This window comes from Variovorax davisae, assembly GCF_030316845.1.
Taxonomy (GTDB): domain Bacteria; phylum Pseudomonadota; class Gammaproteobacteria; order Burkholderiales; family Burkholderiaceae_C; genus Variovorax; species Variovorax davisae.
Genome location: NZ_JASZYS010000020.1, coordinates 99,682 through 121,607 on the forward strand (window position 1 = coordinate 99,682; position 21,926 = coordinate 121,607).

General features: G+C 62.1%; 32 protein-coding genes. 10 read left to right on the forward strand and 22 right to left on the reverse strand.

Features of this window, described 5'->3' with window-relative positions:
• Positions 1-658 precede the first annotated feature (658 nt).
• Positions 659-1,444 (reverse strand): OBAP family protein, encoded by a 786-nt coding sequence (locus tag QTI33_RS32105; protein WP_286510627.1) that lies wholly within the window; start codon positions 1,442-1,444, stop codon positions 659-661.
• A gap of 17 nt (positions 1,445-1,461) precedes the next feature.
• Positions 1,462-1,641 (reverse strand): aminoglycoside phosphotransferase, encoded by a 180-nt coding sequence (locus tag QTI33_RS32110; RefSeq protein ID WP_286510628.1) that lies wholly within the window; start codon positions 1,639-1,641, stop codon positions 1,462-1,464.
• Positions 1,642-2,747: 1,106 nt separating this feature from the next.
• Here QTI33_RS32110 and QTI33_RS32115 point away from each other — a divergent pair.
• The 4 genes from QTI33_RS32115 (at position 2,748) to QTI33_RS32130 (ending at position 5,942) form a co-directional block, all read left to right on the forward strand.
• The gene (locus QTI33_RS32115; protein WP_286510629.1) at positions 2,748-2,927 is read left to right on the forward strand and encodes a type II toxin-antitoxin system HicA family toxin; all 180 of its coding nucleotides are present in this window, start codon (positions 2,748-2,750) and stop codon (positions 2,925-2,927) included.
• A gap of 12 nt (positions 2,928-2,939) precedes the next feature.
• Complete coding sequence (locus QTI33_RS32120; RefSeq protein WP_286510630.1) at positions 2,940-3,356, forward strand: type II toxin-antitoxin system HicB family antitoxin; 417 nt, start codon at positions 2,940-2,942, stop codon at positions 3,354-3,356.
• Positions 3,357-4,264: 908 nt separating this feature from the next.
• Complete coding sequence (locus QTI33_RS32125) at positions 4,265-4,642, forward strand: LexA family protein (RefSeq protein WP_286510631.1); 378 nt, start codon at positions 4,265-4,267, stop codon at positions 4,640-4,642.
• A 1-nt stretch (position 4,643) separates the two neighbouring features.
• Positions 4,644-5,942 (forward strand): Y-family DNA polymerase, encoded by a 1,299-nt coding sequence (locus QTI33_RS32130; RefSeq protein ID WP_286510632.1) that lies wholly within the window; start codon positions 4,644-4,646, stop codon positions 5,940-5,942.
• Between the two features lie 2 nt (positions 5,943-5,944).
• Here QTI33_RS32130 and QTI33_RS32135 read toward each other — a convergent pair whose 3' ends face one another.
• Together QTI33_RS32135 and QTI33_RS35310 are read right to left on the reverse strand one after the other, a co-directional pair.
• Positions 5,945-6,154: a hypothetical protein gene (locus QTI33_RS32135; protein ID WP_286510633.1), complete on the reverse strand. Its 210-nt coding sequence runs from the start codon at positions 6,152-6,154 to the stop codon at positions 5,945-5,947.
• Between the two features lie 86 nt (positions 6,155-6,240).
• Complete coding sequence (locus tag QTI33_RS35310; protein ID WP_444814919.1) at positions 6,241-6,516, reverse strand: DUF3606 domain-containing protein; 276 nt, start codon at positions 6,514-6,516, stop codon at positions 6,241-6,243.
• 55 nt (positions 6,517-6,571) lie between these two features.
• Here QTI33_RS35310 and QTI33_RS32145 point away from each other — a divergent pair, with 55 nt between their 5' ends.
• Positions 6,572-6,931: a hypothetical protein gene (locus tag QTI33_RS32145; protein ID WP_286510634.1), complete on the forward strand. Its 360-nt coding sequence runs from the start codon at positions 6,572-6,574 to the stop codon at positions 6,929-6,931.
• 154 nt (positions 6,932-7,085) lie between these two features.
• Here QTI33_RS32145 and QTI33_RS32150 read toward each other — a convergent pair whose 3' ends face one another.
• From QTI33_RS32150 to QTI33_RS32175, 6 genes are all read right to left on the reverse strand, one after another.
• Entirely contained in the window at positions 7,086-7,361 is a 276-nt protein-coding gene (locus QTI33_RS32150) for a hypothetical protein (RefSeq protein ID WP_286510635.1), read from the reverse strand.
• The gene (locus tag QTI33_RS32155; RefSeq protein ID WP_286510636.1) at positions 7,358-8,539 is read right to left on the reverse strand and encodes a zeta toxin family protein; all 1,182 of its coding nucleotides are present in this window, start codon (positions 8,537-8,539) and stop codon (positions 7,358-7,360) included. The genes QTI33_RS32150 and QTI33_RS32155 overlap by 4 nt, the downstream gene beginning before the upstream one ends.
• A gap of 21 nt (positions 8,540-8,560) precedes the next feature.
• Complete coding sequence (locus QTI33_RS32160; protein WP_286510637.1) at positions 8,561-8,815, reverse strand: hypothetical protein; 255 nt, start codon at positions 8,813-8,815, stop codon at positions 8,561-8,563.
• Positions 8,812-9,015: a hypothetical protein gene (locus QTI33_RS32165; protein WP_286510638.1), complete on the reverse strand. Its 204-nt coding sequence runs from the start codon at positions 9,013-9,015 to the stop codon at positions 8,812-8,814. The genes QTI33_RS32160 and QTI33_RS32165 overlap by 4 nt, the downstream gene beginning before the upstream one ends.
• 20 nt (positions 9,016-9,035) lie before the next feature.
• Complete coding sequence (locus tag QTI33_RS32170; protein ID WP_286510639.1) at positions 9,036-9,485, reverse strand: single-stranded DNA-binding protein; 450 nt, start codon at positions 9,483-9,485, stop codon at positions 9,036-9,038.
• Between the two features lie 252 nt (positions 9,486-9,737).
• Entirely contained in the window at positions 9,738-11,753 is a 2,016-nt protein-coding gene (locus tag QTI33_RS32175; RefSeq protein ID WP_286510640.1) for a ParB N-terminal domain-containing protein, read from the reverse strand.
• 557 nt (positions 11,754-12,310) lie between these two features.
• Here QTI33_RS32175 and QTI33_RS32180 point away from each other — a divergent pair.
• Positions 12,311-12,787 (forward strand): thermonuclease family protein, encoded by a 477-nt coding sequence (locus tag QTI33_RS32180; RefSeq protein ID WP_286510641.1) that lies wholly within the window; start codon positions 12,311-12,313, stop codon positions 12,785-12,787.
• A gap of 169 nt (positions 12,788-12,956) precedes the next feature.
• Positions 12,957-13,106 carry a hypothetical protein gene (locus QTI33_RS32185; protein ID WP_286510642.1) on the forward strand — a complete coding sequence of 50 codons (150 nt, stop codon included), beginning with the start codon at positions 12,957-12,959 and terminating at the stop codon, positions 13,104-13,106.
• 622 nt (positions 13,107-13,728) lie between these two features.
• Here QTI33_RS32185 and QTI33_RS32190 read toward each other — a convergent pair.
• Positions 13,729-13,905 carry a DUF3606 domain-containing protein gene (locus tag QTI33_RS32190; protein WP_286510643.1) on the reverse strand — a complete coding sequence of 59 codons (177 nt, stop codon included), beginning with the start codon at positions 13,903-13,905 and terminating at the stop codon, positions 13,729-13,731.
• 133 nt (positions 13,906-14,038) lie between these two features.
• Here QTI33_RS32190 and QTI33_RS32195 point away from each other — a divergent pair, with 133 nt between their 5' ends.
• Positions 14,039-14,659, forward strand: coding sequence for an ATP-dependent DNA ligase (locus QTI33_RS32195; protein WP_286510644.1), 621 nt, complete (start codon positions 14,039-14,041; stop codon positions 14,657-14,659).
• On the opposite strand, the gene QTI33_RS32200 is transcribed toward QTI33_RS32195, so the two are convergent.
• Complete coding sequence (locus QTI33_RS32200) at positions 14,649-14,972, reverse strand: phage protein NinX family protein (protein ID WP_286510645.1); 324 nt, start codon at positions 14,970-14,972, stop codon at positions 14,649-14,651. The genes QTI33_RS32195 and QTI33_RS32200 overlap by 11 nt on opposite strands.
• 39 nt (positions 14,973-15,011) lie before the next feature.
• Between QTI33_RS32200 and QTI33_RS32205 the strand changes: the two genes are divergently transcribed.
• Positions 15,012-15,704 (forward strand): SOS response-associated peptidase, encoded by a 693-nt coding sequence (locus QTI33_RS32205; RefSeq protein ID WP_286510646.1) that lies wholly within the window; start codon positions 15,012-15,014, stop codon positions 15,702-15,704.
• A gap of 76 nt (positions 15,705-15,780) precedes the next feature.
• Complete coding sequence (locus QTI33_RS32210; protein ID WP_286510647.1) at positions 15,781-16,155, forward strand: hypothetical protein; 375 nt, start codon at positions 15,781-15,783, stop codon at positions 16,153-16,155.
• Here the strand turns inward: QTI33_RS32210 and QTI33_RS32215 are convergent.
• The 10 genes from QTI33_RS32215 to QTI33_RS32260 form a co-directional block, all read right to left on the reverse strand.
• A complete protein-coding gene (locus tag QTI33_RS32215; RefSeq protein ID WP_286510648.1) occupies positions 16,122-16,286 on the reverse strand; it encodes a hypothetical protein in 165 nt (54 codons plus the stop codon). The two genes, QTI33_RS32210 and QTI33_RS32215, sit on opposite strands and share 34 nt — an antisense overlap.
• Entirely contained in the window at positions 16,283-16,429 is a 147-nt protein-coding gene (locus QTI33_RS32220) for a hypothetical protein (protein ID WP_286510649.1), read from the reverse strand. Before QTI33_RS32220 ends, QTI33_RS32215 begins: the two co-directional genes overlap by 4 nt.
• The gene (locus QTI33_RS32225; protein WP_286510650.1) at positions 16,426-16,593 is read right to left on the reverse strand and encodes a hypothetical protein; all 168 of its coding nucleotides are present in this window, start codon (positions 16,591-16,593) and stop codon (positions 16,426-16,428) included. Before QTI33_RS32225 ends, QTI33_RS32220 begins: the two co-directional genes overlap by 4 nt.
• A complete protein-coding gene (locus QTI33_RS32230; RefSeq protein ID WP_286510651.1) occupies positions 16,593-16,736 on the reverse strand; it encodes a hypothetical protein in 144 nt (47 codons plus the stop codon). Before QTI33_RS32230 ends, QTI33_RS32225 begins: the two co-directional genes overlap by 1 nt.
• A gap of 13 nt (positions 16,737-16,749) precedes the next feature.
• Positions 16,750-17,340: an LPD29 domain-containing protein gene (locus tag QTI33_RS32235; RefSeq protein WP_286510652.1), complete on the reverse strand. Its 591-nt coding sequence runs from the start codon at positions 17,338-17,340 to the stop codon at positions 16,750-16,752.
• Between the two features lie 433 nt (positions 17,341-17,773).
• Positions 17,774-18,127 carry a hypothetical protein gene (locus tag QTI33_RS32240; RefSeq protein ID WP_286510653.1) on the reverse strand — a complete coding sequence of 118 codons (354 nt, stop codon included), beginning with the start codon at positions 18,125-18,127 and terminating at the stop codon, positions 17,774-17,776.
• 51 nt (positions 18,128-18,178) lie between these two features.
• Positions 18,179-18,433 (reverse strand): hypothetical protein, encoded by a 255-nt coding sequence (locus QTI33_RS32245; RefSeq protein ID WP_286510654.1) that lies wholly within the window; start codon positions 18,431-18,433, stop codon positions 18,179-18,181.
• 11 nt (positions 18,434-18,444) lie between these two features.
• Positions 18,445-18,654: a hypothetical protein gene (locus QTI33_RS32250; RefSeq protein ID WP_286510655.1), complete on the reverse strand. Its 210-nt coding sequence runs from the start codon at positions 18,652-18,654 to the stop codon at positions 18,445-18,447.
• A gap of 1,342 nt (positions 18,655-19,996) precedes the next feature.
• Entirely contained in the window at positions 19,997-20,524 is a 528-nt protein-coding gene (radC, locus tag QTI33_RS32255) for a RadC family protein (protein ID WP_286510656.1), read from the reverse strand.
• A gap of 279 nt (positions 20,525-20,803) precedes the next feature.
• Positions 20,804-21,046 (reverse strand): hypothetical protein, encoded by a 243-nt coding sequence (locus QTI33_RS32260; RefSeq protein ID WP_286510657.1) that lies wholly within the window; start codon positions 21,044-21,046, stop codon positions 20,804-20,806.
• Between the last annotated feature and the right edge of the window lie 880 nt (positions 21,047-21,926).

Consider the following 21,926-nt stretch of genomic DNA (forward strand, 5'->3'; position numbering starts at 1 on the left):
CTTGGCGGAGGGATCTGCATCGGCGGGATTCTTGCGTGTCAATCCCCCGGCAGTGCCGCCGCCAGGCGGCTGCGTACGCTGCGTTCGCGCTTCGGAGGGCCCCAGCTTTTCATCGAGATGGGGTAGAGGATTGACACTTTCCGGCCGTCCCCCCGGTTTCGGGACATCAGTTTTGCCTTCGACCGAGGGGGCCTTCGTGCCTTTCGGATTGCCGGTGGGCTGAGCAGGCGCGTTGATAGCGGCGGCGGCCACGGCAAGGCCCAATACCAGGGGGAGGATGCGGGTCTGGGAGGTAAGCAAGGTGATCATGGCGACGACACTCCGTGGTGGTGCGAACAAGCGAGGAAATCTAGGATCTGAGCTATGCGCGAGCGTTCGGCTTGACCGATCGGCCTCACATCTCGTTGTCATTGATGTCTCCCTTTGTCCGCGCATACTGGGCCGTTGCACCCACGAACAAGCAGGTGCAAGGGGAGAGTTCGTGTGAGCATCCGCCTGCGCGGCCCTGTTTCTTGCCTTGATTGACGCGCCCCAGAAGCCTTAGCAGTACCAAGCGCGAAGCAGTGATCCGGGCCTTCAGTGACGGCTTTGGGATTTCTCGGTCCGGGGGGAGGCCCAGCGGTCGGGATCTCACCCCAAAGACGACCTTTGGCGGGGGCTATTTGGTCGGCGTTGTGACCTTCGGGCTGACACCTTGCGCCTGGCCGTGTGCGTGCCCTATCGGCTCGGAAAGCTGCACTGCACTGCCGTCTTGCCAGCCATCCGCGCCCTTCGCAATCGTCGGCGTAGGAATCGATTCACGGTCTTTCCGTTTTTCGGCACTTGTGATATCGAATCGCCTGTCGCGTGCAGCAACCATATCGGGATCTGCCTGTCCGTCGGCCGTAAATCCCATCATGAGCTGAGGAGTCCCCAAGGGAAGATTGTTTTGGAGGTCTGTGTGCCAAGTGTGCCAAGTCTTTCCGTACGTTCCGATGAGCTTCTTCATGAGTTCGTGCTCGGCAACCTGAGGAATGCCAGGGGCGATGAGTTGCCCCGACTTCACCTCGTGGACGTGGCTGTGCCACAGCCCCTTCTCGCCATCGGGAAGCGCCTCGAACAGTCGTCCGCTGACGATGTATTCGACCCCCATGAGTTTCGCTTCCTTGACGTTGCCGTCATAGATGACGCACTGGATCAATTCCTCGTTGAGGATGGAGCAGTAGTGATGGGCTTCCATCTGGCGCCGGGGCGCGCCGTTGTAGAAGTGAAACCCGTCGAGGTACGCGTTGATGGCCTCGATCGGCGGCTTGTCTTGCAGCGCTGCAGCTCCGGCCTCCAACGTTCTGGTCTTGACGCCTTCTTTGGTCCCCGGAGACTCGACATTCGAGGTGGTATTGCTCCCCCCGCAGCCGATGACCAGCAGCGCTGTGACAATCGGGCCGAGAACACAACTTGGACGCATGGGTTTCCAATGCGCTGCTACGCGCTCGGTGGCGCCTGCCCCGCAGCCCCTTTTGCAACCTCCTCGGCAAATGCCAGCAGCTCGTCCGAGAGCGTCGCGCCGGGCGCGAGCACACCGGTTCGCTCGGCCAACGCCTGGTAGAACGCGCGCGGCGACTCCGGGTTGTGCGGGATCGGGATGTTCGTATCTTGGGGCATGGGTTGGTCTCCGCCTGGGGTGGTCAACCCCCACCGATTCCAGACACCACCTTGCCAGTACCTTCGCACTCTTGGCAGCCTTCGCCTCCCTCGGCGCGGCCGCTGCCGCCACATTTCGGACAAATGCCTTCGCCTGTGCCTGCAGTTCCCGGCGGCGCCTCGTCACCGGGTTTCTGTTCGCTAGCGGGGGAGTTGGGTGCCTGAGACGGGATCATGGGAATCTCCAAATATGCTGTCATCCTGAGCTCCACGAATTCCTACGGTGCCATCGATGCGGAGCGCGATCCGTAGGAGGGAACCAGCAAAGCCGCTACGTTTGCTTCGGATTGCTCAGCCACCTGATCGCGAGACGGTTGGCGAGCGACAGGGCAACCGGTTTTGGCAGCGGCTACAGCACCTGCGCTAAGAAAAAGCCGCCCAAAGGGCGTGCTAGGTACGCGCCAACTCCGGTGATGCGGGCGATAGCGCTGCTCAGAACCGCGTTGCACGGCACCCTGCCCTCAGCTGCCTCGGGAGGTGCGGGAGGAATGGCCGCGGTGAAAAGAGTATTGGTGATTCGTGTGGTCGCTTCCCTCATGACTGGCCTTCTGGTGTGGTTGAAAAAATCTGCTCTTCGGAGCCGCCTCGACGCATGGCCAGCGACAGCCAGGCGCGGTAGGGAGGCGACCGGAAGCCGCAGCTCGAGAGCGAAGCGAAGAGACCCGGTGAGGACGAGGACGACAGGACGCGCAGGGATGGCGCTATGCGTCGGAGAGAGGAGGACCGAAGGGCAGATCAGCCACACAGGGGAAGTTGGAGCGAAGCGACCCCGCATGGCGCCGGCATCGGCGTCGGAGGATTGCAAAGATGGACTTGTGCGGCCCTGCCGGGCCGCGTGCGTCAGCTAGTGAGGTCTATCTGTCCATCAACCGTGCTCGCGCCGTGGAATGGGCGACCCGCCGTCTAAAGTGACTCGTTAGTTGCCAGACATCAACATTTTTGTTTATACTTTCCACGGGCGAACGGATATCCCGCCAGCCTGCACCCCGCAGAGGGTGCGTGCAATTCGCACGGAAACACCAAGGAGAAGCTCATGCACGTAGATCAAAAATACCAAAGGCTCTTCCATGAAATCGTCGGAATTCAAGCGCTTCCTTGCCACCAAGGGGGCGACGTTCGCTGAGGGTGCGAAGCACACCAAGGTTTACCTCAACGGGAAGCAGACAACGCTGCCACGACACGGCGCCCAAGAGCTGGGTGAGGGATTGCGCAAGGCCATCCTGAAGCAGCTCGGAATCAAAGACTAGAGGTTCGCAAAAATGTTTAGCTACCCCGCTCGCGTGACCCGCGATGGCGACGGGTTCATGGTTTCTTTCCCCGATATTCCGGAGGCGCTGACCGGCGCGCAGGATCGGGACGAGGCGATTGCGCTCGCGGCTGACGCGCTGACGACCGCGATGGATTTCTACTTTGAGGACCGTCGGCCGGTACCGCCGCCCTCGGAACCGAAGCGCGGACAGATCACTGTAGACCTGCCGGCGAGCGTGGCCGCCAAGGTGCTTCTGTTGAACGAGATGATTGCGCAAGGCAAGCGCCCGGCCGAACTGGCCCGGCTGATGCACGCGCGCCCGCAGGAGGTTACGCGCCTGATCGACTTGCATCATCCGACGAAGATCGACACAGTCGCTACCGCTTTACAGGCGCTCGGACGCCGCCTAGACCTGCGCCTCGTGTGAAACCCCAACGATCGGCTTGCCCTACTAGCTGATCGGGAGTCGCGCGCGCCCCACCTACACAAATGGTCGAGGTTGTCCGGGTGCTGCATGGCACGCCGGCGAGAAACTGCACTCGCTCAGGGAAGCAGTAGATGACCAGCACAGCACAACCGCCCCGCAGGGGCGTTCGATCACCTGGAAGTCCGGAGCCTGCCGACTCCCCGCCCCAGAAGGGCACCAACCCGGATGGTGCGACTCCCGCAGAGTTGCCCCAACAACAACCGTCGCGCCCGCCCCAGCCCAAACCTAAGAAGCAGAGCTGAAAGATCGCTCCGAGCGTTGACCGCTGCGCTGCTCGATCCGCGCCGGTGGGCGCCGGCATCGGAGGTTTGATTGCAAAGATGGACTTGTGCGGCCTCGCCAGGCCGCGTGCGTCAGGGATTGGTGCCCGACAGGGTCGAGATCGGCACGAGCTCGATGTGGAGCACTGAAAGCCCGGGACCGGCTTGGCCGGTCGACGCCCGGTGGTTCTGAACAGAAGAGCTATCGATACACGAGTTACTATTTTCCGAAAACCTAGCGTTCATGCGGGTTGCAGAGGTTTTGTGCTGCCTACGGTTTAAGCAGACGAGCGCTTTTGGGCCCAGCCACCATTGCGATCTCACTCAAATAGATGGGAGCAACAAAGGGAGCTGCCCATGAAGAAAAAACCGCCGGTACGCTTGTTGGCGACCATCGCCGCCGTGACCACCATCGGCCGAAATCTCGTCTGGCTCGTCAAACACGTGTTCTCCAGCTGAATCCGGGACGGTCAGATGCAACCGACACCCGCCGCCCAAGGGCCGCCCTATACTGCTGTATGTATGTACAGTAACCAAGCCCACGCCCCGCCCTCCGTTTTCGGGGAGCTTCCGCACCTGGCACTGCCCATGGTGGAGGGAAAAGTGCGCGCGGGATTTCCATCGCCGGCCGACGATTTCGCGGTCAAACGGCATGACCTGAACGAGCTGCTCATCACGCATCCGCTGGCAACCTTCTTCTGGCAAGTCAGCGGGCAATCGATGCGGGAGGCGGGCATCGACGACGGCGACATCCTGGTCGTGAATCGGGCGCTGACGCCGGTCCATGGACACATCGTCGTCGCGCAGGTGGACGGCGATTTCACGGTCAAAAAGCTGCACAGCCGCGCCGGGAAAATCAAGCTCGTGCCGGCGAATCCGACCTTCCCCGAACTGACGTTCAAGGACGGTCAGCAACTCATCATCTGCGGCGTCGTAACGAGCGCGATCAAGCGATTCGTGACCTGACATGTATGCTCTGATCGACGCCAATAATTTTTACGTGAGCGCCGAAAGGTGCTTCAGGCCAAGCCTGCAGGGGCGGCCGGTGATCGTGGCTTCGAACAACGACGGCTGCGCGATTTCGCGCAGCAACGAAGCGAAGGCCCTCGGCGTCAAGATGGGTCAGCCGCTATTCGAGATTCAGAGGAATTTCCCCGACGCCGGCATCATCACACTGAGCGCGAACTTCACTCTGTACGGCGACATGTCCAATCGCCTGATGGGCATCTCCGCGGGCCTCGGGCCTGAGCAGGAGGTCTATTCCGTAGATGAAAATTTCATCGGCCTTGCCGGCGTGCGAGGCGATCTGACAGCGCGCGCGCATCGCATGCGCGAGCGCATCTTGCAGTGGATCGGGATCCCGACAGGGATCGGTATAGGTACGACGAAGACGTTGGCCAAGCTGGCAAACCACGTGGCCAAGTCGGCGGATCGGAAGCCGGGGAGCTACCCGGCCGAGTTCGCCCGCGTCTGCAACCTGGCGGCGCTGCCGGCCGCCGACTTGGATGCGGTCCTGGCAGCGACAGATCTCGGGGACATCTGGGGAATTGGGCGGCGCATCGGCGCCCAGCTGCAGGCCGAGGGCCTGCGCACTGCACTGGACGTCGCTCGGATGGATCCCGCGACGGTCCGCCGGCGCTGGTCCATCGTGCTTGAGCGCACGGTGCGCGAGATGCAGGGTCAGCCCTGCATCGAACTCGAGGAGGTCGCTGCTGCGAAAAAGGAGATCGCCTGCACCCGAAGCTTCGGCCAGCCTGTCACGGATCTGGTCGACCTGGTCGAAGCGGTGAGCGAGTTCGCCGGCCGGGCGGCTGAGAAACTGCGAAAGCAGGACGGACGCGCCGGCCAGGTGCTGGTGTTCATCCACACGTCGCCTTTCCGGGCGAACGACAAGCAGTTCTCGAAGTCGATCACCGTGCCGCTGCGGCGTCCCACGGCCGACACTGCGCTGATCGCCGCGGCCGCGATCGGCGGCCTCAAGGCAATCTTCAAACCGGGCTACCGGTTCGCGAAAGCTGGCGTCATGCTGCTGGACCTGCAGGACAGCGCGGTCGAGCAATGCGAGCTGGACTTGGATGACCCTGGCTCCGATCGGAGCCGCCTGATGACGACGATGGATGCTCTGAACATGCGCTACGGGCGCGGGTCGGTGCAGCTGGCCAGCGCAGGCCTCGCCGGCGACGCGCGGCGCTGGGCGATGCGTCAAGCGCTGAAAACCCCGGACTACACGACGCGATGGGCGGACATGCCGAGAGCCCGCGCGTAGGGCTAACCGACGCGCCGGTGGGCGCTGTCGCCAGAGGTGCGGCGGGAGGCGCGCTTGGCAGGCTTGCGCGGCCCGAAGGGGGACAGGATCGGCTGAGAGCCCGGCGGCAACGGGTCGAAGATCGTTGCCATCCGTTGAGAGAATTCCGCGCAGCCGCGCTCGAAGTCGGCCAGGGCCTTGAGGTACTCGCGACGGGCGGCCTTGCTGCTCATGACCTGAGCCTTGTAGCTCTGAGGTAACTCCGTAGCCGGACCCAAGCGATGAAGAGCACGCGAACGATCACAGCGAACCTTCAAGCTCATTTTTTCTTCAAGTAGGCGCGCACAGCTTCGGCGCTATTGCCGACCGCCTTGACGGCCTCCTCGAGCTGCTGCTTGGTCACGCCAAGGGCGTAGCTCCAACTGCGGACCTCGTGGGGCTCATTCATTGCAATCAGCTTGCGGTCCAAGCCGGTTTTCTTCGGATCGTCGGCCATGCCTTTCTCCTTACCAATCGAGTCTGGATCGGGTGCAACTGCCCGCTCCGCGGCGGCCAGGTCCTGCAGATGTTGGATGTACTCGATTCGGGTTGGCATGTGGCGTTCTCCGACACCGCGTGAGAGAAATCTTCCATAGCGCCATGAACGCAAGATGAACTCGAAAGGTCAGGCCAATGCCCTACAGGACCGGACCCCGATATGCTCGATGCTGCCTCAAAAGGAGTCATTCATGGGAATGGGTTTTCTCGCAAGCGCGGCCGGGACAGAGGACGAAGACGCTGACCCGGTCGGACCTCGTCAAGATCCAGCATCGCGTGATCCGATGCTCCTGCTGACGCAGGAGGCTGTCCGACTGGGGTTCATCAAGGAGGGCGACAAGCCCGATCAGATGCGCGTGGACTTCTGGATGTCGGCGGTCGACGCCAGTGCGGCGATCGCAGACCAGTTTCCGGATCCGGAAAACGACGAGCACACAATCGGCGACATCATCCGGGCGGACCTGTACGAGTAGTGGCACTCGGCGCCGGTCGCCCCACCAGTCGCCCCACCAGTCGCCCCACCAGTCGCCCCACCAGTGAAAAAGGGAGGCCTCGGCCTCCCTTTCTTCTGTACGCCGCACCCCCGTCGAGGAGGCGCAGTACCTGGCCAAGCCACCGGATTTCGATCTAGGTGCCGCCTTTCAACCTGCACATCAAGTTCCGGCGTCGCTCCGGGAGCGATTCGAGCTCCATGGGGACGGTCTCGGCGAACGGATCATGCCTGGGCTCGTCAGGGATGAATTCGCCGTGGCGAGCGGCGATAACGTAGCCCTGGTGGTTGATCGGCCAGAGCAACACCGATCGCCCGGCCTTCAGCTCGTCCGCAGCGTACTGCAGGGCGCTCGGGAGGCGGTCAAAGGGGATGACCCCTGCAATCGGGTCAAAAGGGCCTGTGGGGCTCATCGATCGCGCTCCTGGGCCGATTTACCGGGTGGGGGCGGCGGTAGTGGCGGAATGCGGCCGTCGTCTAGCCGGCGCTGGATGTCTGCCCGGGCTGCGCCGAGGTGCGCTGCCTGGGCCTGGTCGTTGCGGGGAAACTGCTGAGCTGCTTCGGCGCGCTTCGCGGCCAGCTCGCGATAGGCGCCCGTCAACTCGGGATGCTGGGCGAGGCCCTCGGCCTCAGTGAGCCGCTCGAAGGCCAGCGCCCGGGGGGGACGTTCGCCGGCTACCGGATGCGCTTCGCGATTTCCTTGCGGTAGTTCTCGTCGGTCGACATCCTGTTTGACGCGGCTAGAGCTTTCTTGCTCCAAGCCTGCAAATCGGGGGAGGGGGGCGTCTCCGTTGGCTTGACGGTAGCAAGCTTCCGAGATTCGGCCTTCGGCTTTGTAGCGGTCGAGTTCAGTACGGAGGCGTTGTGCGATGCGTTCATGATTTCCTTCCTGTGAAAGTTGTTTGACATGCTCCCAGCCGTGAAATTCCTTGTGCTGGCCATCTATACGGCCGTCATGAATGATGAGGCCTACGGAGTCGCCAAACCGATCATGGATCTTCCGGAGGCCCTCAGGCAAGCCCCCCTGGATATCCGCCATGACCGCGATGCTCGCACCGCGGCCGTATTCCTCGAAGCGCTTGAATGTCCGGCCAAGGGCAACTTCCGGCGTCACCTGCACCGCCACGATGGTTGGCCGCAGACCAGCGTCTATCGCAGCCTGCATTTTCTCCATCGAAGGCTCGGGCCTGTTCAACTGCCCTTCGAAAACCACTCTCGTCCTCGGCGGGACTCCGGCTGAGAGCACCTTGCTCGTTTTTCCGGCACCGGGAACCCCGGTGAGAAAAATCACTTCGTTGCGCCCCGGGTCTGAGTCGTCGCGCAGCATGCGGCGGTACAGCTCCGATGAAAGCACGGCTGCCGCGTTGTGAACGGGCGTGTTGTAGCGGTTGCGGGCGTCCGGCGATGCCCTGAACTGGTCGAACGTGTCCTTGAAGTTGTCGGCGCATACGTAGCGGCCACCGAAGTTGTCAGGATGCGCCTTGTAGCGCTCGATGAAGGGCTCCGGATTTGCCTCAACGGCTCGGATCACTTCCTCTTGGACCTGCGCGCGGTCGAGCTGCGCGAACTCCCTGCGTTGGATGCTTTCCAATTTGAATCTCTCGTTGATGGCTTAGGAAGCGCTCGCAGGCGAGCTGAGGGCAGCGGCAGCGTCCTCGGCTTGACGTGCAGCGACATAGCGACCCCAGTGCTTACGAATCGACAGGATCGCGCCGTAGGCCGCTTGCCGGCTCCATCCATAGGGCGCGACGGCAGCGGCGTAGGGCTTGCCGTCGACCAGCACGGCACGCGCGACAGCGGCGCGATCCTCCGACAGGCGCGCAAGCGAAGCAGCGGCGGCAAATTGAGCGGGCGTCATTAGGTTCATGATTCTTGTTCGGCAGGGAGGGCGAGGCCGAGCTGTTCCTTGACCAGCTCCAGCATGCCAGCGACCTCTACGTCTGAGAACGCGGGCTGTTCAGGATCGGTGCGACCGGTGCGCAGCAGCCATTGAATGCCATTGAGCAAGCCAATGGATTTCGAAATGGTGGCATCCGCAAACTCGCGTTCCTGGACAAGCCACTGCATCTCGTCAGCTGCTGCGCGTTCTAGAAAGGGGCGTCTTGCTCCTGGGGCGCGGGATCTGCTCCCTGGGAGGCGGGCGCACGCCGATCCTGCTTCGGCTCGCCGGCCGCGCCGGCTGCACCGTCGCCGCCCTGCCCTGCATTTCCCTGACGCCCGCCGCCCAACATCTGCATCGACTCCGCGATGACCTCGGTCGTGTAGCGATCGACGCCCTTCTCGTCCTGCCATTTGCGCGTTGCCAGCCGGCCGGCGATGTAGACGGACGATCCCTTGCGCAGATATTTCTGCGCACGCTCGGCCAAGTGCTTCCACAGCACCACGCGATGCCATTCGGTGAATTCGTCTTCACCACGGTGGTAGGTCGTGGCGATACTGATCGTCGCGACCTGGGTGCCCTGGCCGACAGTACGGACCTCGGGATCACTGCCGAGGTTGCCGACCAATCGGACCTCATTGACGGACGCATTGGACATGGTTTCACTCCCTTGAAGATTGAAGAAATGACGAGCCTTATAGGTTGTCCCGTCAGTTTCATTATAGGTTGTCTGTAGGGTTGACAACGTGTTTATGTTGTCAGCCCTGCGAGGAGAAAAAACCTGTGTTTTCTCCTCGTCAAAAATTGCCGGGCAGGGCCTGGCCAAGTCACGAGCCGCGAGCGGCTCGGCGCGAAAAAAAACCGGGCCGAAGGGGCCCGGTCAAGGACGGCGCCTCGGGGCGCCCGCCAGTCATTCTTCGGTGGATGCGTCGTCGTCCTGGTCGTCGTCTTCTTCTTCGATGTCTTCGACAACCTTCTGAGCGCGCAGAGCGGCGGGGAGCCAGCCGGTCCCCTCCAGCTTGGCAGCGGCAGCGGCAACCGCCTCGGCCTTCTTCATCTTCTCCAAGGGACGTGCATCCTCTGCGCCGCACGCCTCGGTCACAGCTTCCATCATCTTTGCCTTCGAAACGTGGCTCAGGTAGCGGCCAGCGTCCGGAGCCCACCAGTCCGTCATCTTCAAGCCGAGGGCAGCTTCGACGGCGGCACCGGCAGCGAAGCGCTGCGAGTTGCCCGACACGTCTTCGGTGATGACGTCATAGGAGCGGGCGACTTGCAAGGCAAGCAGCTCGTTCAGGGATTGCATGTCCATGTTCATCAGGTGGCGGAACAGGGCAGCGGGTTCGCCGGGGAGGCGCACGCCCCACATGGTCTGCGCCGAGTCGAGGGTTTGCGCAGCCATCGACGAATCGAACTCATCGGCCAGTTCACGAACACGGCTCGTCGAGCTGGTCAACGACACGCGAACTGGGGACGGATACCAAGACTTGGTTTCGGCCAGGATCAAGCGATGCAGCAGCGCGACCAGTGCAACATGCGGGTTGTCGGTCAGCGCAGCAGCGACAGCAGCGGTCCGATGCGCAGTCATGCTCCGCGTGAGTTGCTTGCTGAATTCGGCCTTGGCGGCGGGAGCGCTGCCCGGCGCTTCACGGCGACCAGTGGCGGCCGCTTCTGCCTTGCGGTCTTCGGCACGCACAAGGCCTTCCACGATTTCGATCTCGCCGTCATGCTCAAGAGTGACGACGACGCCGGAATTTGCCAACTGCTCCGGGGTCCAAACGCGCAGGGCGTCATGCATGGCTGCATGCAGCTCGCGCAGCTCGTCGATTTGTTCTTCGAGGGCGTCGACCTGGGCTTGCTCTTCATCGGTGAACTCTTGATCCGACTTCCCTTCGATCGCACGGATTTCTGCAGCCAGCCCTTGCAACAGGCTAGAGATTTCCTCCATGCCTTCGCGTTCACCAGCGGTCGGCTTCGCAGTCGACGGGTAGCTGCGAGTAAACCGGCCCCGCTCCTGGTAGCCGAAATCCTGGCGAACCTCCACCCACTTCCAACCGGCCGCACGGACTTGCTCTGCGGTCTTTTCGAGGGATTCTTCCGCCAGCTTCTGCACGAGTTGCGCATCCTGGAGATAGACGCCGTTGGCGTCGTCGAACAGATCGCGGCGCACGGCGCCCCCGGCCTGCTCGTATGCCGCCAGTCCAACGAAGCGAGCGAGCGGCGAAGTGATCTGCATTTCGCTTTCGGTCAGGGCTTGTTGCAGGTGGTAGGCGCTGCGACGATGCGAACCCAGCGAATCCCAGACGGCGACCTGCTTTGCATGGTCGTTCGTCAACGCCAGGGCTTGCAGTTGCTTCGGCTCGATTTCGCCAGCACGGTACAAGTCGAGAAACTTCGGCGCGAGGTTGGCAATCTTCAAGCGACGTTCCACGGTCAGTTCCGACACGCCAAACCGGCCCGCGATCTGTGCCAACGTCTTGCCCTCATCGACCAGCGCCTTGAACGCCTCGGCCATGTCTGCCGGGTGCATCGCTTCCTGGCCCGCGTTCTCGGTGAGGCTCACGCCCACGGCACGGGCGGAGTCGAAGGACTTGCAGGGAATCAGGGCATCCAAGGCAATCCGGCCATTCTCGGCAAGGTACTGCAACGCGGCGAGGCGGCGACCGCCAGCGACCACGCCATAGCGCCCGGTCGCACCGTTGGCTTCCTCCGCCACCACACCCAGACGGTTCAAGAGGGTTTCCGCGTCGATCTGCTCGGCCAGCTCGGGGATGCTGTGGGCATTGCGCATCTTCCGCACATTGAACGGGGAGAGAAACAGGCAGTTCAGAGGCACTGCGATTTCGACACCTTCGACAGCAGAGAACGTACGGACATCCGCCGCAACTTCGACACCACCCAACGACGACAAAACTTCAAATGCTTGCATGACTGTTCCTTAAAAATGTTTGACTGACTGACTTACTAAAACCGCCGGGTTCCTAGATTCAGAGCCCTTCTGAAGAGGGTTTTGTTGGCATCGGCCTCCTACCCGTAGCTGGCCGCCGTTTTCCTGAGTTCTTTCGCCCGGTGACATGCGGCGCCCATGAGGACGGGGGGGCAAGGGGGAAGCATTCGTAACGCGCCTAGCGTTATGAACACCCCCTTGCAGGCGCAGCCGACCCCCGGCAGCAGGGGAGCAAATTCACCGGAATGAAGCGAAAGAACTCATGAAAACGGTTGTCTTCGGGGACAGCGGGCTGATGGCAAACAGAACCGCCGCGCGGCGAGCGCCACATCGCGCCGTAGGACGCGACACATCAGGGCTGTTCAGCTGTTCGGGGTTGGCTGTTCAGGGAGGCGCGGCTACGCCGCGCACGGGATAAGCCTCGCGGCCAAGGGGAAGCATCGAGGTACTCGATGACCGGCCACCGCCGCCCTTGTTGAGCGTTGGGTGTGATACCTTGCCGCGGTCAATTTCAAGGGAGAAAAATGAGAAACCGCGCTATGCAAGCGACGCTTGCCGTCGCGCTGCTGTTCCTGTCATGCGCTGCGCGCGCAGACTTCAGCGGCCAGGTCGTCGGCGTGCTCGACGGCGACACCATCGATGTCCTCGTGAACCAGACGCCCGTGCGAGTTCGGCTCGCAGAGATCGACGCGCCGGAAAAGAAGCAGCCGTTCGGCACGCGATCGCGCCAAGCGCTGAGCGAGTACGTGTTTCGTCAGGTCGTGACCATCCGTGAGAACGGGAAAGACCGATACGGCAGGACGATCGGGACGGTTCTCGTCGACGGTAGAAGCGTCAATAGCGCGATGGTCGGGGCGGGGATGGCATGGGCATACCGCACCTATCTGATCGACCGCTCTCTCCTCGAAGTCGAGGCACGCGCACGAAATAGCAAACGTGGCCTGTGGGCCGATGCCTCGCCGGTTCCCCCCTGGGATTGGCGCGCACAGCGGCACGTCGCGCGTCAAGCTCAGTAGGCGGTGTCTGTCTCATCCTTCAGGCGCTTGCTGAATCGCAGCTGCGACCGCCTGAGCGATATTTCTCACACGGCCTAGCAAAACCCAACGGGTACTCTAGGCTGCGGAGGCCCTCCGGAAGGACTACATGTCGCCGGAGGGCCTTTCGTTGTGCGATCGGAGCGAGCGGATGGAAGCAGGCGTGTACGTTATGGCAGCAATTTCCTGGGTCCAGGTTGCCTGCGTCGTCAAGCAGCATTCAAACCTTGAGCGAGAGGTGAAACTGCAGCTCCAAAAAACCATTGCATTGATCGATGATCTGCCTCCGCTGCCCCGCTGAAAAAGCCGTGGACGGCTCCTGTAGGCTGAGACTTACGCGCCGATTCTGTGGATAAGGTTGTGAATTTCCCTATAACTGAAGGACCCAGAAGACGGCCCCATGCGGGCTCCGACTAGGGTGCCCACGGAACAAGCAGAGGGAGCCGTTGCACGAGTCAAGCGGCACTGCCCGCGGGTAGGTGGGGCCTTCCATGTTGTGCTACGACGTCAAGCGGCCCGTGGGCCGCCCCTGTGGATGGCTTGACGCCAGGGGGCGGCTCCCTCATCCACAGATAGACGAGTACGATGGCCCCAACTATCACAGCAAGGATCAGCAGGGCCATGCTGCGGATTGGACGCTTGCCCTTGTCCTCTGGGCGGGCCATTTCGTTAGCCTTTGCGCGAGCCGTCCGTCTTGCGGTTGACGGAAGGTGATGAAGGACCTAGTTTCGCGACGGTGCGCTCCTTCGCTAGGACCGCCCCGCGCCGGCCGAGGGGCGTAACTTTGGCGGTCCCCGTACTGCGGTCAATACTCGATGCGCGTTTCATGGGCTTGCGGGCTAACCCGGCCATCGATTCGATTAAGCGTGCCGTATCCGCCTCGAACTTGGCGCGTTCCGGCCGCGTGCGTGAACTAGCGGAATTCATTTGCCAAAAAGGTGTTCGCGCACCTTCTCTGCAGAGTGACCAACCGCTGCGACCGCTTCCCTTAGCTGCTGCTCGGTCACGCCGAGGGCTTCCGTCCAGCTCCGAATTTCGTGGGGTTCCTCCAGCGAAATGAGCTTGCGGTCCTGCCCTGTTTTCTTGGGATCGTCTGCCATCGGTGTCTCCTTCAAGTGTCCTGGAAAGGTGGGCAACACGAACAGATGGTCAGCGGAGTCGGTAGGAGTGCTATCAAGAATTTCGCGCATTCCTCTGACAGCAAACGTCTTACCCGGCAGGCACCGTGGCGGCATGGAACTCGATCAATTTCCCCCGATGCTCCTTGCTGAGCGGCCGCTCAACTTGGCTGAGCCTGGGTGGATCTATGAGATCAAGTACGACGGATATCGCCTCACGGCAATGTTCGGTGACGGGAAATGCCGGCTTCGATCCCGAAACGGCGCAGACGCCACGGGATGGTTCCCGGAGGTGGCCAAATCGCTAGCTCGAATTGCGGGGGGCCCCTACGTCACGGACGGGGAGGTCTGTGTATTCGATGACATCGGGCGCAGCGACTTCAATCGCTTACAGGACAGAGCGCGCCGGCGGCGCTGGTACGAAGGCTGTGACCTGGTGGGGTACGCCGTTTTTGACCTTCTTGTCGATCACGGGATCGACATCACGAAATACACGCTCTTGCAGCGCAAGACGCTGTTGGCTGAGCTGTTGGACCCCACCCCCGACAACGTCTTGGTTGTCGGCCACTTTGAAGAGGAAATCCCGAGGATCTTCAAGGATGCCGTTCTAGGCTTGGAGCTCGAAGGCTTGGTCGCGAAGCGTATGGACAGCGTGTATGTACCGGGCGTACGCAGCTCGGAATGGGTAAAAGTGAAGCGCAAAGGGGCCATCCCGCCTGAGCGGTTCAAGCGATAGCGTCGACCTCCGGCCCGACCTTGGCCACGGCATAAGCGCGCATCGCGGCAATCAGCAAATTTGGCCCTTCGACCCACGTCCCCCGTCCGCCGCCAGCGCGTTCGTGGATCCGTCCCAGGGCGATCGCGCACCAGCTCGAGCCCTTGCCTGGCATCGGGGCAACGTGAATGCCCTCTCGATCCATGATCGGCACGGCCTGCCCCCCGTCCGAAGTCGGCGAGAAAATCACTGCACCATCTGCCTGGTACGGGCGGCCCTCCAGCTTGGCAACGAGGGCATCGAGCTGGGCGCTCGTTAGTTCAGCGGTTCTCATGGGTTCGATTTTCCACGGCCGACCCAGCACAATGGGCGCATGTGCAATCGCTACATCTCGCCCAGCGACTACGAAATCGAATCGTTCTGGCACATCGGCCGCGAGGACGGGCGCCCGCGCTGGCTTTCGGCCGGGGTCTATCCACGCGCGCCCGGCCCTTTCATACGGCGCGCGCGGAACGCCACCGACTACGAGCGTGAGCTCGTCGTCGGTCAGTGGGGCCTGATTCCATGGTTCGCGAAATCAGCGAAGCTGACGTACAGCACGAACAATGCGCGCTCCGAGGAACTCGCCGGGAAGGCGACATACAAGGATCCCTGGAAGCGCGGCCAGCGCTGCATCATCCCTGCGCAGAGTTTCGATGAGCCGAACTGGGAGAGTGGGAAAAATGTCTGGTGGCAATTTCGGCGCGCGGACGGCGCACCCTGGGGCCTAGCTGGCTTGTGGAATACCTGGGTCGATAAGGCGACTGGCGAAGTGCATGAAAGCTTCACGATGTTGACCCGCAACGCGGACGATCATCCACTGATGAAGCGCATGCACAAGCCGGTCGTCGACCCGACGACGAAGATAGCTCTGCCTCCCGAGCTGCAGGACAAGCGCTCGGTGATACCGATCGAACGGGGCGACGTTGATCAGTGGCTCGCAGGGACTGTCGAGGAGGCCAAGGCGCTGCTGCGCCTTGCACCGGTCGAAGCCTTCGATGCAGGGCCGATGCCAGTCGGTCCGTAGCACTCGCGCGATTCAGGGGGCCTGCGTGCGGACGCACGCACTCATTGCCGGCTACGCCGGCCTGGCGGTCAAGCCCGTGAACAAGCCCGACGCATCGGAGGCCCAGCCCGCTCCGTGGTTTTCGCCAGAGCACGAGCATTCGCATTTGTGGCCGCGTGCGTTCGTGCATCGCGCATCGCGCATCGCACCGGACGCTTTCGGAAAAATGCGCGACCAGCCGATCCCAATCCATGAACCGCCCGCAAGCGCATACCGCATCGCCCTTGCGTTCATCGGCTGGCCCGTACGCTCGACCTGGATAAACCATGCGCCCGTCTTCGGCAGTTCGATAGAAGCTGCCTCGGCCGTCGCGGTGGGGATAGCCAACGCGGCGGCCGACCTTGCATTTCTTGCAGTTGTAAATGACCGTCGCCATGGTCATTCGCCCAGCGCGCGCAGGGTGGTGAAGTAGTAGCGCGACGTGGCCGCGAGAGCCATCAACCGCGCATGCTTGTCGCTCTGGTGGCGGAAGCGCCGCGCGAGCTGCAGCGTTTCGCGGTGGATCTTCCGGTGATGGTCCGAGATTCGCAACGGCACGGTCAAGCCCCGATGAAGATCTGGGGTAGCCGCTGGTCGGGGTCGAACGGACCCGCAAGCAGTTCCCTCGATGCTTCGCAGAACACTTCAACCCAGAGGCCGCGACGATGAAACTGCGCGACATGGCGCAGGGCATCCGGCTTGGTCATGTGGCTGGCGATTTCTTCGCGGAAGCTGTCGCTACGGCGCCCATGCCTTCCCACTCGTAATGGCGGGCCATCTTCGCGGGCTGGTCTGCGAAGTTCGCGGTAGTGTGCGTGGCGCGGCCAGTGGCCTTGTCACGCTTCACGGTGGTAATGATCGGCGCGTACATCAGTTGCCTCCCTTCTTCCTGGTGATCGCGCACTTGGCCGCACGCATGCTCTTGAAGCTGCCGACGAATTCGCCCGAGACACGGCAGGCGGCGCGGTCGCAGTAGCCGTGAATGAAGCTGCCCTTGTAGTGGATGGTGAACATCTGATTTCCTCCTTCAAACGTGTGCGAGTTCGCGCGACCCGCCACCGGTGCCCATGGCACGGCCGTAGCCATCGTCATGGGTGACAAAAACGCGGCCTGCGGTCTTGCTCTTGCCGACGCGCAGGCGGTCGGTGTTCTTCTGCAGGAACCCGGCGATCAGCGAATGGACCGAACGCGACTGCAGTTGCACCGAATACAGAGATCCGCTGCGCCACTGCGCCACGGTGGGCTTCTCGATGCCTTCCTGCTTGAGGTTGCCGGCGAAGCGGCGGGCGAGTCGGTCGATAGCACGCTGCACCGACGCATCCGAGAAATCACGTGACGTGAACAGGTGATCAACGGCAAACGTGGCGCGCTGCCCGTCGACCATGTGGAAAACGCTGCCCTGGTAGTCGAGGCTGCTATCAAAGTAGGAGCCCGAGAATTTGCCGATCAACGCCTTGACTTGGTCATCATTCGGACCGTCCGTCCAAACAACGCGAACAGAAGCACCACCCGAATACGTCTTGCTCGTAACGCTGAACGACACGCCGGCAAAGGCTTCCTTCAACGACTGGCGCACCAGCTTGGCGGTATCTGCTGCGGAAAAATATTTGCTCGTCATCGCATTGGTCCTTGGTTTTCAAAAAGGTGCCGGGTCCTTAGATTCAGAGCCCTTCAATGAAGGGTTTCGATCGCATCGGCCTCCTACCCGGAGCTGGCCGCCGTTTCCCTGAGTTCTTCGCCCGGTGACATGCGGCGCACGCGAGGACTGGTGAGCAAGGGGGAAGCCTTCGTAACGCGCCCAGCGTTATGAACACCCCCTTGCAGGCGATAGCCGGTCGCCAGGAATCGAGGGTGCAAATTTCACCGGATCCAGCGAAGAACACAGGGAAACGGGAGCACGGACCAACCGGCCGATGGCGTCGAAACCGCCGCGCGGCGAGCGCCCTCACCCGCCGCAGGACGGGTCTAGCTAGATGGGGTTTGCCAGGGATAAGCCTCGCGGCCAAGGACCGGCCAGGGCCTTGTTGAGCGCCGAGCGCGCGCGCTCGCTGTCAGGCGTTCAATCCTGGTCGGGCGGCGCACGCCTCGGGCCTCACTTGCAGCGCAGTCGCAATCACATCAAGCACGGCGTAGCCCGGATACTGAGCCTTGACTTGGCGCAGCGTCCTGCTCATGGCCTCCTTCTTCTCGTGGGCGGCGACTTGGGCATGCACCAATTTGATCGTCGCCCTCGAATCCTCGCGTTGAAGCACAACAGACACCATGAACTGCTGCGCCGCTGGGGTCGACTGGACCGGGCTCGGCATGCTGCACGCAGATGCGGGGTCATGCGTGACTGCAAGGGCAAAGGCTACGGCAAGCCCGGCGAACAAGTCAGCCGCGCGATTCTTCAGGGTTGTGGTCATCATGATGTTTTCGGCTCGGAGAAGGTCTTTGTTCAGGGGTACGGTCGGCGGTCAGTAGAAAAAGTACGGCTCGTCGTCAGGCTCCATCTCGCGCAGGAACATCCGCGCCAGGTCGCGCGCTGTGCGCGATGTGCGGGCTGCGCCGATCCCGATCGGCTCGGGGTCCGTCAAGCTCGTGAACAACTCGATCAGGTCGAGTGCGGCGTTGTGCGCGGCCCAAACCTCCATCTGGATCTCGGGCGTACGGGCGATCAAAACGCGCTCGCCCGTGCGGGGAATTTCGACAGCGAGGACGGTCAAGGGCATCGCAGCCTCCGTCACTCGATGGGCTGCAGGTCGCGCACCTGGGCCAGCAGTTCGGTCGCGCGGTCGTGTTCTTCGGTCAGCGATTCCACGCGCGCCCACATGCGGTTTCGCGCCTCGGTGACGATGGACTCTTTCAGGCGCGCGACCTCATCGCGCAGGATGCGACGCAGGTTTATGCGCGCGTCGTTGGAGACGTTGAGAGTGAATATTGATGTTTGCATGGTGTTTTCTTTCCTTTGATGCCGGGTCCTTAGATTCAGAGCCCTTCAATGAAGGGTTTTGATCGCATCGGCCTCCTGCCCGGAGCTGGCCGCCGTTTCCCTGAGTTCTTCGCCCGGTGCAATGCGGCGACCATGAGGACGGGGGAGCAAGGGGGAAGCATTCGTAACGCCCAGCGTTATGAACACCCCTTGCAGGCGAAGCCGGCCGCCGGCAGCAGGGGCGCAGATTCACCGGATCCAGCGAAGAACGCAGGGAGACGGGAGCACGGACCAGCCGGCCGATGGCGTCGAAACCGCCGCGCGGCGAGCGCCTCTGCGTGCCATCGGCATGCCCAGTCAACGGTGCCTTTGGGCGCCGGGAAAGCTGAGCTTTGAAAGGTTGACGGCGTAATACGTCCGTCGTATCGTCCTGCGAAGAATCAGGAAGTCCTGTGGGTCCGACGTCTTGAAAAGCGTTGGGCCCATTTGTTTGTGCGCCGAGAGCTACCAACACGTTTCCATCGGCGAGCTGGAACATCAGCATGACGATGCTAGAAGGCGCGAGATTAGAGCGCGATGTGTGGCTCGAACACGCCTAGTACTGAACGCTGCGTCTGAAGTCGACCTACTTCGCGAGGAGTCCTATGCGTGCAGCAATTGCCTTTCTTTGTGGCGCCGCAGTGCACGTGTCTTCCGCAGCCGCTAACTGCCCCCTGGGCAGGGAGCGCTTGGCGATGGCCCCTGTATCCCCGCCAAAATGCTTAGCTTCCTCTACTGTGTGAAGCAGGTTGGAAACGGCCGCGTCGAGTTCTCGACAGAGAGCTCGGATTCCAATTCGAGCACCATGGAGGTCAACGCTTCAGGCGGTGGATCAGGTGTGATCGTCAAGGCTCAGGGGAGCGGTGGATACAAGTCCGGCGACGTCAATTCGGCTATGAGAAAGATTACCGAAAAACTCGATCCCTCGTTGGCGAAAATTTGCAACGACATGGCCATGCTCACAGAGGCTCCGCCAGCTGAAGGTGGGGCGAAGACTAAGGCGGGCGTGCCAGTGAAATCCGCCGTGCCATCCACGCCGGCTGCAGCGCAGTTGAAATCCGACAAGGTTGAGACGCCACCCACGTCGCCCAATGACTGCATCGTATGCGGGCCAACCCCGCCTCCACTGCCTCGGGCAGAGGCTAGGTACCGGGATAGATGCTTTGAAAAAACATACCGCCGCCCGCCTGGATGGGTGCCGGGACAAACAGACTTCGGCGGGATAACAGGCGCATCGGAAATCTCAGATTGCAGTGGGAAGCATCGAAGCGGTCGCAGTAAGGCGTTCGACCTGGCGAAGCAAAAAGGGGGCGACGCCCCCGGCTTAGATCAGGCCGCGCTCGGCAAACGATGTGACGTTGTTCCCGGCAACGATCAGGTGATCGATGATTCGGATATCCACGAGCTGCAGCACGTTCTTGAGGTTGGTCGTCAGCTGCTCGTCGGCGCGTGATGGCTCCGGATTCGTCGATGGGTGATTATGAAAGATAACTAAAGCTGAAGCGTTGCGCGCGAGCGATTCCTTGAGAACTTCACGTGGGTAAACAGAGGTCTGGCTGACCGTTCCGCGGAACAGCTCGACGCACTCGATTAAGCGTAATTGCGAATCCAACATCAGGACTCCGAACACCTCGTGCTCCAGCATGCTCAGCTTCATCTTCAAGTAGTCGCGCACAACCTTCGGGCTATCCATGATCGGAAGTCCCCGAAGCTGCTGCTTGAGAACGTGCTGTGCTGCCTGCAGCACCTCTGCCGCATCGGCGGGGCGATAGTCTCCGGCGATGTCGCGAACCATCAGCACCGAGGTATCGAGGTCGTTGGAGGAATTGAAGGGAAGAAAGTACTGCGACATGGTCGGCTCCGTGATTCGGGCGGGATTGCCCGTACCGGCACCTGCACGCCGCAGCGCAGTTGTCAGGGCTCGAAGACGGCCAGCGGCCGCAAGCGTTCGTTCCTGGAGGAACGCGCAGGCCTTGACTGCGAGAACGGTGTGCTACGTTGAAGGGAACAGCAAGCCCCCCTCCCCTGGATCGGCGTCAACACTTTCTGATGGGTTAAGCCTCGCGGCCAAGGGGCGGATCGCCCTTGTTGAGCGCATGGTGCAGAGCGCTATGCGCGCTCATGCAGGCTTCTAGGAAAGCTCGCTTTCTGGGAAGCTGTACCACGGCGTATCTGTCGGCGTGATGAAGTACCGAGGGGCGCCACTTTCCCGCGCCCATGCTGATGCATCGATGCTCACGATGGTCTTGCCCGGAAAGACGAGTCCTTGGGGATTCGTAAAGGTCACTGCATCGCCTACTGCGAAACGAGCTTTCGGCCCCGTATCGTGGGCGATGACGTTGGACAGATTAGGACAAGAGGTTTGTTGTGACATGGTCGACTCCGTGAATCGGGCGGGATTGCCCGTACCGGCACCTGCACGCCGCAGCGCAGTTGTCAGGGCTCGAAGACGGCCAGCGGCCGCCAGCGTTCGTTCCTGGACGAACGCGCAGGCCTTGACGGCGAGAACGGTGTGCTAGGTTGAAGGGAACAGCAAGCCCCCGCCTCCCCCGCCTCCCCCGCCTCCCCCGCCTCCCCCGCCTCCCCCGCCTTCCCCGCCTTCCCTGCCTTCCCTGCCTCAGCATTGAAGGACTGGATAAGCCACGCGGCAAAGGGCCTCGAGCCCTTGATGAGTGCCCAGCGCTGCGAGCCGGGCGCAGCTGAGCCAACGTCTGGTTTGGAGCAGGGACATACGGCTGCTTCGGGCTCCGGAGCCGCGGGCTGGCGACAGGCTACAGTCGGCCAACACCAGACCTCTAGTTCAAGGACCCAGCGATGCTTTCCGAGCCGCGTGATTGGCCATTCGACAGCCCGCCGAGCATGGCGTGTCTGACAGTCCGTTCGATTGTCGAGGGCGTCAAGCCCGTCCTGATGGCGTCACGAGACGCGGAGGATGGCGCTTGGCAGTTCCTCACCGGCGACGCCTTCGACGCAGCAGACGAGATGCTGGGATCGCTGACAAGCATGGTCCACCGAGACCCGACATTGGTCCAACTTGCCGACATGCAACCAGGTTGGATGGCATGGCGCGAACATTGCGGAGCTCCATGGAGCCGGCAGGCCGAAGCTCGGCAAACAGACGAGTAGCTCGACCGGCAGAATGCGGCCGAGGCCGTGTGTAAACGGCTTTGATCGCTGGTATGCAGAACACGCGGCCGTGTGGTCGTCATCAGGCGCCACGGATTCATCCAGTGGTCTCATAGCGCAAACGCAGG